The organism is Allobosea sp. P1_A7, assembly GCF_056406775.1.
In genome coordinates, this window is sequence record NZ_JBFTZN010000227.1 from 1 (window position 1) to 9,460 (window position 9,460).

At 66.3% G+C, this 9,460-nt stretch carries 14 protein-coding genes and 1 pseudogene; 5 read left to right on the top strand and 10 right to left on the bottom strand.

The features are described from left to right. Positions 1 to 217, bottom strand: a pseudogene (locus tag AC1D34_RS28255) (aspartate transaminase); the annotation flags it as partial. 248 nt (positions 218 to 465) lie between these two features. On the opposite strand from AC1D34_RS28255, the gene AC1D34_RS28260 reads away from it, so the two are divergent. Continuing rightward, positions 466 to 1,278, top strand: a complete 813-nt coding sequence (locus AC1D34_RS28260; protein ID WP_476825991.1) for a transglutaminase-like domain-containing protein — start codon at positions 466 to 468, stop codon at positions 1,276 to 1,278. A gap of 17 nt (positions 1,279 to 1,295) precedes the next feature. Here the strand turns inward: AC1D34_RS28260 and AC1D34_RS28265 are convergent, their stop codons facing one another. The 5 genes from AC1D34_RS28265 to AC1D34_RS28285 all read right to left on the bottom strand — a co-directional run bounded on the left by AC1D34_RS28265 (position 1,296) and on the right by AC1D34_RS28285 (position 2,779). Further along, complete coding sequence (locus AC1D34_RS28265) at positions 1,296 to 1,496, bottom strand: hypothetical protein (protein WP_441505245.1); 201 nt, start codon at positions 1,494 to 1,496, stop codon at positions 1,296 to 1,298. Positions 1,497 to 1,569: 73 nt separating this feature from the next. After that, positions 1,570 to 1,704: a hypothetical protein gene (locus AC1D34_RS28270; protein ID WP_280114129.1), complete on the bottom strand. Its 135-nt coding sequence runs from the start codon at positions 1,702 to 1,704 to the stop codon at positions 1,570 to 1,572. Positions 1,705 to 1,903: 199 nt separating this feature from the next. Beyond that, on the bottom strand, positions 1,904 to 2,215 hold the full coding sequence (locus AC1D34_RS28275; RefSeq protein WP_476768539.1) for a hypothetical protein: 312 nt from the start codon (positions 2,213 to 2,215) through the stop codon (positions 1,904 to 1,906). A gap of 137 nt (positions 2,216 to 2,352) precedes the next feature. Continuing rightward, on the bottom strand, positions 2,353 to 2,583 hold the full coding sequence (locus AC1D34_RS28280; RefSeq protein WP_441489434.1) for a hypothetical protein: 231 nt from the start codon (positions 2,581 to 2,583) through the stop codon (positions 2,353 to 2,355). Positions 2,584 to 2,593: 10 nt separating this feature from the next. Next, positions 2,594 to 2,779, bottom strand: a complete 186-nt coding sequence (locus AC1D34_RS28285) for a hypothetical protein (RefSeq protein WP_476825992.1) — start codon at positions 2,777 to 2,779, stop codon at positions 2,594 to 2,596. Positions 2,780 to 2,912: 133 nt separating this feature from the next. On the opposite strand from AC1D34_RS28285, the gene AC1D34_RS28290 reads away from it, so the two are divergent. Next, positions 2,913 to 3,392, top strand: coding sequence for a YaiI/YqxD family protein (locus AC1D34_RS28290; RefSeq protein ID WP_476825993.1), 480 nt, complete (start codon positions 2,913 to 2,915; stop codon positions 3,390 to 3,392). 60 nt (positions 3,393 to 3,452) lie between these two features. On the opposite strand, the gene AC1D34_RS28295 is transcribed toward AC1D34_RS28290, so the two are convergent. Continuing rightward, positions 3,453 to 4,265: a crotonase/enoyl-CoA hydratase family protein gene (locus tag AC1D34_RS28295; RefSeq protein ID WP_476825994.1), complete on the bottom strand. Its 813-nt coding sequence runs from the start codon at positions 4,263 to 4,265 to the stop codon at positions 3,453 to 3,455. A 141-nt stretch (positions 4,266 to 4,406) separates the two neighbouring features. Between AC1D34_RS28295 and AC1D34_RS28300 the strand changes: the two genes are divergently transcribed. The 3 genes from AC1D34_RS28300 to AC1D34_RS28310 all read left to right on the top strand — a co-directional run bounded on the left by AC1D34_RS28300 (position 4,407) and on the right by AC1D34_RS28310 (position 8,034). Continuing rightward, the gene (locus AC1D34_RS28300; protein ID WP_476825995.1) at positions 4,407 to 5,381 is read left to right on the top strand and encodes a Bug family tripartite tricarboxylate transporter substrate binding protein; all 975 of its coding nucleotides are present in this window, start codon (positions 4,407 to 4,409) and stop codon (positions 5,379 to 5,381) included. Positions 5,382 to 5,546: 165 nt separating this feature from the next. After that, positions 5,547 to 6,851, top strand: coding sequence for an NAD(P)H-dependent oxidoreductase (locus AC1D34_RS28305; RefSeq protein WP_476825996.1), 1,305 nt, complete (start codon positions 5,547 to 5,549; stop codon positions 6,849 to 6,851). A 49-nt stretch (positions 6,852 to 6,900) separates the two neighbouring features. Continuing rightward, positions 6,901 to 8,034, top strand: coding sequence for a PQQ-dependent sugar dehydrogenase (locus AC1D34_RS28310; protein ID WP_476825997.1), 1,134 nt, complete (start codon positions 6,901 to 6,903; stop codon positions 8,032 to 8,034). 17 nt (positions 8,035 to 8,051) lie between these two features. Here AC1D34_RS28310 and AC1D34_RS28315 read toward each other — a convergent pair whose 3' ends face one another. The 3 genes from AC1D34_RS28315 to AC1D34_RS28325 form a co-directional block, all read right to left on the bottom strand. Further along, on the bottom strand, positions 8,052 to 8,354 hold the full coding sequence (locus AC1D34_RS28315; protein ID WP_476825998.1) for a hypothetical protein: 303 nt from the start codon (positions 8,352 to 8,354) through the stop codon (positions 8,052 to 8,054). Between the two features lie 161 nt (positions 8,355 to 8,515). Further along, positions 8,516 to 9,277 (bottom strand): class I SAM-dependent methyltransferase, encoded by a 762-nt coding sequence (locus AC1D34_RS28320; protein ID WP_476825999.1) that lies wholly within the window; start codon positions 9,275 to 9,277, stop codon positions 8,516 to 8,518. A 5-nt stretch (positions 9,278 to 9,282) separates the two neighbouring features. Beyond that, the coding region (locus AC1D34_RS28325) for a DMT family protein (protein WP_476826000.1) at positions 9,283 to 9,460 on the bottom strand (178 nt) is incomplete at its 5' end.

Here is a 9,460-nt window from a genome sequence, read left to right on the forward strand (position 1 = left end):
GCTGCGGAATGCCGGAGACCGGCGTGTACTTCGTCTCGCCGCGCCTGATCGCGGCGATGGCGGCTTCCTTGATATTATCGGGCGTGTCGAAGTCCGGCTCGCCGACCGAAAGCGAGATCACGTCCTTGCCCTGGGCTTTCAGATCGCGCGCCTTCTGCGTGATGGTGATGGTCGCGGACGGCTTCACGCGCTTCAGGGCATCGGCAAGAAAGGCCATGATCGATCTCCGGCGGAGCTTTCGGATAGCGCCACATGGCGCGCGCGTGGTTTAGGGCGCGCGAGCCGGCACCGCAAGCAAGAGTGCGTCATGGCTGGCAGCAGCAATGTGAATGATGCGCATGCATAAGCTGGCGAGGGAGGGCCAAGCCCATCAGTGCCATCCCGGCTCGAAAGGTGCATGGTGCCGGACGCCCCCTTAGGGGCGCAACCAGTGACCAGCGCGGAGTGTCGCGCAGAAGGCATCACGTGAAACTCAGGATCGGCTACGAGCTCGATTACGACTTTCCGCAGCCAACCCCCATGATCCTGATGCTGCATGTGCATTTCAGCCGGGTGTCCGAGCTGGACGAGCCAGACCACATGCGCCTCGATCCACCGGTCCGCGTCAGCGCTTATCGCGACGGTTTCGGCAATTGGTGCAGCCGGCTGGTGGCGCCGCAAGGGCGCGTGCGAATCTCGGCCGATGCCGTGATCAACGACAGCGGACTGCCTGAAACGGTCCGTCACGACACAGGGCAGGTCCCGGTCGAGCTGTTGCCGGAGGAGTGCCTGGTCTTCCTGCTCGCCAGTCGCTTCTGCGACAGCGACCGCCTGCTCGATCTGGCCTGGCAGCTCTTCGGCCATGTGCTGCCGGGCGCGCCGCGTGTGCAGGCGATCTGCGACTTCGTGCACCAGCGCATCGCCTTCGACTACAATGATGCGAGCGTGACGCGGACGGCGTCGGAGGCCTATCGCGAGGGGCGTGGCGTTTGCCGCGACTATGCGCATCTCGCGATCGCGTTCTGCCGGGCGATGAACATCCCGGCGCGCTATTGCACGTGCTATCTCGGCGACGTCGGCACGCCTCCCCCGTTTCCGCCGGGCGATTTCGCAGCGTCCTTCGAGGCTTACCTGAGCAGTGGCTGGGAGATGTTCGACCCGCGCAATAACGTGCCGCGGATCGGCCGGGTGCTGATCGCGCGCGGCCGCGACGCGGCCGATGTCGCCATCACGACCACCTTCGGGCCGAACACGCTGGTCGGTTTCAGGGTCTGGACCGACGAGGTCATCGAGGCCTGACGAGCAGGTCCCCGGAGCTATTCGTCGAAGAGCCGGGCTGCGCCCTGCTTCTTCGCCCGGACGGGCTTCTGCTGAGGCAGCTCCTGTGCCGCTGCCTCAGCACTGCTGGAGCCAGCCGCCAGTGCCCCGGCCTTGGCTGATGCGGGCTGAGCGGAGGCTGCCGACGGCGCAGTGAGTTTCGCCGCCGCCTCCGGTTCGATCGTCCTGAAGCGTATCATCTGTGTCCTGTCGGCGGTGCGTTGCGGTCGGGAAAAGCCGGCCCTGCGAGGCAGGGCAGCGGCTGCCGGCGCCTCACTTCTTCTTTTGCGGAGCCGCGGCCTTTGCGACCACGGCAGCGAAGGTCGAAGGGGCCGCTGCCGAGACCTTCGGCTTGTCCTTCTTCGGCTTCTTGGCTTCGCGGTTGCCGCGTTGTTCACCCTTTGCCATCGTCTCATTCCTCGCTTCGAGGGGCGCGGGCTGCGCCCCTTCTCAGGTCAACGGGCAGATCGGCAGTCCTGGTCGGATACCGACATACTCGGAGTGGTTGCGCGAAAGCGGCGCTGTGCAGTGAAACTCGTGCTGTCTTCGGTCATTCTGCGGCCGGCTTTCGGCTGCCGCGGTCGGCCCGGGCGGTAGCCGGACTCTGTCACATCGAAGCAGAGTTCGAGCCTAGGCCAGCGCCGGCCGAAGTGCACGCGGTTTCTCGGGATATCTCGCGTCGCCCGGTTGATGCCTGGGCGACATCATCATGCGCCTCCGCCATGCGCCGGCGCCGCGTAATCGTTGCGACGCTTCCCGTGCTCCAGCGCGGACGGCCCCAGCAGGGAAAGCCGCGACGATTCAGCCGCCGGGCGATATCGCCGGGATCGTCGATGCCGACCTCGACGAGTTGATCGATCAGCGCCCCGGCTGCTGCGAGGAAGATGGCGTAGAGTTCCCTTTCAAGCCGCCGGTCCATCGGCCGTTGCAGGTTCTTTCGGTAGGCCGCTTCAACGGTCGAGATGTGGTCCCAAAGGGAATGGCCGGTGTCATGAAGCAAGCGGCCGGGCTTGCGCCCGGCCGAAGCAGATACGGCATCGTCAGACTGGATCAGGATCAGCGTACTCCCATGCCGAAGCTGGGCTCGACCGCGTTGGGCGAGAGCATCACCGCGTTGGGATGGCCGCCCTCGAACATGGCGAAGCGGACCGCATCCTTCTTCTCGCGAAAAATGCCTTCGGACTGGCCTTCGAGGTCGCGGGCGACCCAGAAACCGTGCTTCGACTGCCCGACAAGGAAGAGATGGCTCGCTCCTTCGAGCGGCTGGACCGGCGTGGATTGTCCCATGTCGCAGCGCTCAATTCGGCAGGAACAGCCAGGCGCGCAGGCCGATGAAGCCGGCGGCCGCGAGCGCAAAGCAGGCCAGTGCAGCAAGCTCTGCCGCGAGCAGGCCGGTCGCCGGCCGCTTCTGCGCCACGGTGCGATAGACCGCGCGGGCGCGGCGCTGGTGAGAGGTATGGGCGTAGGCGGTATCAGTCGTCATCTCGACCTCCATCGATTGTCGAGATGTAGGTCCGCTCCCGCTAAGCTTGCGATGTGGAAGACGCGCTGCCGCATAAGGCCGGCATAAAGCCGTCCTTGCATGCCCTGCCGTTCCCTGCGATGCGCTGACCCCCATGGAACCAAGCCCCAGCACCATCGCGATCTATGTCGATGCCGACGCCTGTCCGGTGAAGCCGGAGGTGTATCGCGTGGCCGAGCGGCATGGGCTCAAGGTCTTCGTCGTCGCCAACAGCTTCATGATGGTGCCGCGCGAGAACTGGATCGAACGGGTGATCGTGTCCGACGGGTTCGATGCCGCCGATAACTGGATCGCCGAACGGGTGGCGCGCGGTGCGGTCGTCATCACCTCCGACATCCCGCTTGCCGATCGCTGCATCAAGGCCGGAGCCGATGTCATCGGGCCGACAGGTAAGCCCTTCACCGAAGCCTCGATCGGCATGGCGCTGGCGACGCGCGACATGATGGAGGATCTGCGTGCCGCCGGGGCGGTGACCGGCGGGCCGAAACCCTTCTCGCAGAAGGACCGGTCAGCCTTCCTGCAGGCACTCGACGTCGCGGTGCAGCGGCTGAAGCGGGCGGGGTTCGGCGGGTAGGGCCTGGAGACCGAGCTGAAACCGCGTGCCATTCCGGCCCGGCCGAGACAGAGGCAGCCTTCAAATATCCTCGAAGTCGCCGCCACGCCCCTTGCCGCCGGCGAAGCGTCCGGCTCCGGCCGCACCTTCCCGGACGATGGTCTCGACGGCTCCAGCCCATTCCCGCGCCAGCGCCTCGCGGACGCCGAGGCCGTGCCCGGCAATCGCGTTGCGGCGGTCGGCCAGCATGGCGCCCTGTGGGAAGCGGACGATCTGCTGCGCCATTGCCTCGGCGGCGGCGCGGGCTTCTCCGCGCGGAACCACTGTCTCGCAGAGCCCGATCCGCAGGGCTTCGTCGGCTGCGACCTTGCGCCCGGTCATGATGATCTCGAGCGCACGGCCCTGGCCGACAAGGCGGGGCAGGCGCACCGTGCCGCCGTCGATCAACGGGATACCCCAGCGCCGACAATAGACGCCGAAATAGGCGTCCTGGGCCATGATCCGGACATCGCACCAGAGGGCGAGTTCCATCCCGCCAGCCACCGCCGGGCCTTCGATGGCCGCAATCACGGGCTTGCCCATCTCCAGCCGCGAGGGGCCCATCGGGCCGCGTGGGGCCGGGCCACCGCCATGGGGAAAAGCCAGTCCCTCGACGATCTCCGTGCGGAAGCGCTCCGCATCGGTGAAGGCCTGCGCATATTTCAGGTCCCAGCCTGCGCAGAAGGCGCCGCCCTCGCCCCAGAACACGATGGCGCCCGTTTCAGGATCGGCGTCGAGTTCGCGGAAGGCGGCTGTCAGCGCTTCGGCGCTGTCGGGATCCATCGCGTTGCGGGCCTCGATGCGGCTGTGAATGACGGTCGCGACCTTGCCGTCGCGTTCGATGCGGATGGTCATGGGCGGCTCGTTCCCCGTTGCTCGCTGAGCGCAGGCTACAGCCTCCCGCGGCGCCGGCACCTGCCGCTGGACGCATGGCGCCTTTGCCCGTAATTCTCGCGGCAAGCCCAGTCTCCAAATCGGGCACCCCGGAGGACCTTCATGTCGCTTACCCGCCGCTCCACGCTCGGCATCATTGCCGGTGCCGCCTTTGCTCCGGCCATCGTTCGGGCGCAGACGTTCCCGTCGAAGCCGATCACGCTGGTCGTTCCCTATCCGGCGGGTGGGCCGACCGACGCCATTGCCCGCTTCGTCGCGCAGGATCTCTCGACCTCGATCGGCCAGAACGTGCTGGTCGACAACCGTGCCGGTGCATCGGGGGCGGTTGGCACGCGCGCCGTGGCGAAGGCCGAACCGGACGGCTACACCTTCATCTTCGGCAACAACCAGACGCATGGGAACAACATGTTCCTGCTGAAGGAGCCCGGCTACGATGCGGTGAAGGATTTTGCGCCGCTCTGCGGCGTCGGCGCCTTCGAACACGCCTTCGTCGTCCGCAACGACCTGCCGGCCAAGACCATTGCCGAGCTGATCGCGCTGGCCAAGGCGGATCCCGACAAGCTGAACTATGGCTCCACCGGCGTCGGCTCCGGCTCGCATCTGGCGATGGAACTGTTCATGCAGCGCACCGGCATCAAGATGACGCATGTGCCCTTCCGCGGCGCTGCGCCGCTGGTGCAGGAGATCATCGGCGGGCGCATCGACATCGCCAATTCGACGCTGCCGAGCGTGCTGGAGCAGATCAACGCCGGCAGCATGCGCGCGCTGGCTTTGGCGAGCCCGGAGCGCAATCCGCGCGCCAAGGATATCCCAACCCTGCGCGAGCAGGGGGTCAGCAATGCCGACGCCGATTCCTGGGCGGCCTTCTTCGCGCCTGCCGCGGTTCCGCAGCCGATCCTGGACACGCTCTCGAAGGCAGTCATGGCCTCGATCGCCAAGCCTGCCATAACCGAGGCGATCCTCAAGCTCGGCTTCACACTGAAGGTGCGCGATCCCGCCGCGTTCAAGCCCTATCACCTCCAGGAGATCGCGACCTGGAAGCAGATCATCGCCGATGCCGGCGTGAAGCCGGAATAACCGGCGTCATCGTTCAGTCCGCCTCCGTCATTCCGGGCATGTGGCCTGGCCGCTCGAGCCCCGAATCCGTCTTGCATCCGATGACGGATTGGGGCTGGCGGCTTCGCTGTTGCCGGATCGACGCGCGTGACTCTGCCCGAGATCATTGAACACCGGAGCGTCGTCATGAACCTGATGCCACTTCTCGCCACCCGCCGCGACGCAGGAAAGCCCGTACGCGTCGCACTGATCGGGGCCGGAAAGTTCGGTTCGATGTTCCTGTCGCAGGTGCCCCATATTGCGGGGCTGGAGGTCGCTGTCATTGCCGATCTCGATCCCGAGCGGGCGAAGCGCGCGTGCCGGCAGGTCGGCTGGGACGAGGCCCGCATCGAGGCGACCCGCTATGTCGCGGACGGCGCCGAGGCGGCTGCGATGGACGGTATCGAGGTAGTCATCGAGGCAACCGGCCATCCCGCCGCCGGCGCACGCCATGCACTGGCGGCAATTGCGGCTGGCAAGCATGTGGTGATGGTCAATGTCGAGGCTGACGTGCTGGTCGGCCCGGTGCTCGCGACCCGGGCTCGGGCCGCGGGCGTGGTCTATTCCATGGCCTATGGCGACCAGCCGGCGCTTGTCTCGGAGATGGTCGACTGGGCGCGTGCGACCGGATTCACGGTTGCCGCGGCTGGCAAGGGCACGAAATATCTGCCGGCCTACCATCAGGTCACGCCGGACGATGTCTGGACCCATTACGGGCTGACGCCCGAGGCGGCCAAGGCGGCGGGCATGAACCCGCAAATGTTCAACTCCTTCCTCGATGGAACGAAGTCGGCGATTGAGATGGCGGCGATCGCCAATGCCTGCGGGCTCGACGTGCCGGAGGCCGGCCTCGCATTCCCGCCCGTCGGCGTCGACGACCTTGCCCATGTGCTGCGGCCGAAGGCGGTCGGGGGGMAACTCGATCGCGACGGCATGGTCGAAGTGGTGTCTTCGCTCGAGCGTGACGGGCGGCCTGTGTTTCGCGACCTGCGCTGGGGCGTCTATGTCGTGCTGAAGGCGCCGAACGACTACGCCGCGGCCTGCTTCAAGCAATACGGCCTGCCGACCGATTCCACCGGCCAATATGCGGCGATGTACAAGCCGTTCCACCTGATCGGGTTGGAGCTTTCGATGTCGGTCCTCAACGCGGCCCTGCGCGGCGAGCCGACGGGCAGCACCCGCGAGTGGCGCGGAGACGCTGCTGCCGTGGCCAAGCGCGATCTCAAGGCCGGCGAGATGCTGGACGGAGAGGGCGGCTACACGGTCTATGGCCGCTTGATGCCGGCGCGGGCGAGCCGCGAAGTCCGCGCCCTGCCGATCGGGCTCGCGCATGGCGTCAAGCTCAAACGGGATGTCGCGGCCGGCCAGGCCGTGACCAGCGACGACGTCGCGCTCGACGAGACCCAGGCGATCGTTTCACTTCGGCGTGAGCTCGAAGCAACCGAGTGGTGATTCCGCGCGTTTTGCCTCACTGACGTTCCGCTACGACAGGGAGAGTTCCATGCGCCACAGTGTTCTTGCCGCCTGCTTCAGCGCCACGCTTTCAGTCCTGGCACTGTCGGCGACGGCCGATGCCCAGCAGCGCTTTCCATCGAGCGCGGGCGAGCTGGTCGTCGAGACGGTGGCGAACGGTCTGGAGCATCCCTGGGGCCTCGCCTTCCTGCCTGACGGGCGCATGCTCGTGACCGAAAGGCCGGGCCGGTTGCGGCTGGTTTCCGCCGCGGGCGAGATTTCGCGGCCGATCGCGGGCGTGCCGAGCGTCATGGCACGCGGGCAGGGAGGGCTGCTCGATGTCGCGCTCGATCCGCAATTTGCCCAGAACCGGCTGATCTATCTTTCTTTCGCGGAGCCGCGCGCCAATGGAAACGGCACCAGCGTCGCGCGCGGGCGTCTCAATGCGGGCGGCACCGCGCTCGAAGGGATGAGCGTGATCTTCCGGCAGATGCCGACGATCAACAGCAACATGCATTTCGGCTCGCGATTGGTCTTCGACCGGACGGGCGCGCTGTTMGTCACGGTGGGCGACCGCTTCAGCCAGCGCGATCAGGCGCAGAACCCGGGCAATCACCTTGGCAAGGTCCTGCGGATCAGCCCGGAGGGCAAGGCGGCGGCGGGCAATCCCAAAAAGGAGGGCTGGCAACCGGAGATCTGGTCGATCGGCCACCGCAACGTGCAGGGCGCGACGCTGCATCCAGAGACCGGGCAGCTCTGGACCGCAGAGCATGGCGCGCGCGGCGGCGACGAGATCAACACGCCGAAGGCCGGGCTCAACTATGGCTGGCCGGTGATCACCTACGGGATCGACTATTCCGGGGCGAAGATCGGTGAGGGCACATCGAAACCCGGTATGGAGCAGCCGCTGTTCTACTGGGACCCGTCGATCGCGCCGTCGGGCGCGACCTTCTATACCGGGCAAATCTGGCCGGCCTGGAAAAACTCTCTCTTCGTTGGCGCCCTTGCCGGGCAGATGCTGATCCGCCTCTCGACGCAGGGCGAGACGGTCACCGGCGAGGAGAAGCTGCTGACCACGCTCAGCGAGCGCATTCGTGACGTCAGCCAAGGCCCCGACGGTTATCTCTACCTGCTGAGCGATGATGCCAACGGCAAGATCCTGCGGGTCAGGCCGGCGCGGTAAGCGCCGGAGCGGGCGCGTCAGGGACCGCAATCCCATTCGTTCTCGATGACGAAGGCATTGCGCGTCGAGAGCTGACCGCGCGTGTCATAGAGATCCCCGACATAATAGGACGTACCGGCGTCGTCGCGGGCGTTGCGCTTGACCTGCAGCGACCAGCCGTAACCGACATGCTTTCCGCCGCGCCAGGTTGGGTGAACGTCGCCTGTGCTGGCGGAGGCGAGGATCCTGGCGCGGTCGTAGCTCGGGCTGCAGGTCGGGCCGGCGAGTGCCGGCGTCGAGAGGCTCAAGATGGATAGGGCGACGAGGATCGCTTTCTTCACGGCAGTCTTCCTAGGTGGTCGGGAGTGATACGGCCATCCCGGCCGCAGCGAAGCTGAAGGCCGGAAACCATTCTTGAGCCCGGCACGGACCCCGACGTTCCGGACGGCAGCGCTATAGCGGCGTGTCCGGAATGACATACGGCAGGCAGTGCGCCGGCAGCTCAGGTGATGTCCGCCAGCCGGGTGTCGAGCGACAGCACCAGGCACCAATGCGGTTCGAAGTCGGCGCCCAGCGGCCAGATCTGCTCCTTGAAGATATCGAGCATCCGAGCCTGGTAGCGCTCGAACCAGTGCTGTTCGCAGAGCACGAATTTGGTGGCCCCGACAATCGTCTCACGGTCGATGATGCAGAGCGGCACAATCTGAGGGTGTGCATCGAGATAGGCCTGCACCGCGACCATCAGCGTCGGGTAGCCGGGATGCAGCATGTCATCGAGAACGATCAGCCCGCCATCGGCCAGGCAGGCGGTGGCGAGTGCGAGATCTCTGGCGAGCGCCACGCGGGAATGCTCGCCGTCGATATGGATGAGACGCAGCTTCGCGTCGCCGGTGTGCTTCAGCAGGTCGGCTGGCGCCATCGCTCCCGCATCGCCCTTGATCGTCACGCGCCGTTCGGGGCCGATGCCGTGCTTCAGGCAATTCGCCTCGAAGCGTTGTTCAACCTCCGGATTCGGCCACTCGAAGATATCGATGCCGAGAGCGACCTCGCCCGGCTCGAGCGCGTGGGCGAGAGCGATGAAGAAGCGTCCCTCGAAGGCGCCGATCTCGGCAACCGGGCCATGCAGCCCTTCCTCGGTTTGCAGGCGCAGCAGCCGCGCGCAGATCGCCGCGGCAAAGCGCGACGACATGCCGACGACGCCGTCATAGCCATTGCCGAGATAGGCGGAGACCGCGGGATGTCCGGGCGAAGGGAGATTAGCCATCCTGTTTACGCCTTGCCCTGGAAGATGAAGAAGGCACCGGCCGCAATCAGCGCGAAACCGATCGCATGGTTCCAGCCGAGCGGCTCCTTGAGCCAGAGCACGGAAAAGCCTGCGAAGACGGTGAGGGTGATGACCTCCTGCATCGTCTTCAGCTCGGCGGCGGAATAGACCGCATTGCCGATG

Excerpts from the sequence above, each read along its gene's own strand:
- AC1D34_RS28265 (WP_441505245.1), bottom strand. The coding sequence starts at position 1,496 with ATGATACGCTTCAGGACGATCGAACCGGAGGCGGCGGCGAAACTCACT.
- AC1D34_RS28270 (WP_280114129.1), bottom strand. The coding sequence starts at position 1,704 with ATGGCAAAGGGTGAACAACGCGGCAACCGCGAAGCCAAGAAGCCGAAG.
- AC1D34_RS28275 (WP_476768539.1), bottom strand. The coding sequence starts at position 2,215 with ATGGACCGGCGGCTTGAAAGGGAACTCTACGCCATCTTCCTCGCAGCA.
- AC1D34_RS28280 (WP_441489434.1), bottom strand. The coding sequence starts at position 2,583 with ATGGGACAATCCACGCCGGTCCAGCCGCTCGAAGGAGCGAGCCATCTC.
- AC1D34_RS28285 (WP_476825992.1), bottom strand. The coding sequence starts at position 2,779 with ATGACGACTGATACCGCCTACGCCCATACCTCTCACCAGCGCCGCGCC.
- AC1D34_RS28290 (WP_476825993.1), top strand. The coding sequence starts at position 2,913 with ATGGAACCAAGCCCCAGCACCATCGCGATCTATGTCGATGCCGACGCC.
- AC1D34_RS28295 (WP_476825994.1), bottom strand. The coding sequence starts at position 4,265 with ATGACCATCCGCATCGAACGCGACGGCAAGGTCGCGACCGTCATTCAC.
- AC1D34_RS28300 (WP_476825995.1), top strand. The coding sequence starts at position 4,407 with ATGTCGCTTACCCGCCGCTCCACGCTCGGCATCATTGCCGGTGCCGCC.
- AC1D34_RS28320 (WP_476825999.1), bottom strand. The coding sequence starts at position 9,277 with ATGGCTAATCTCCCTTCGCCCGGACATCCCGCGGTCTCCGCCTATCTC.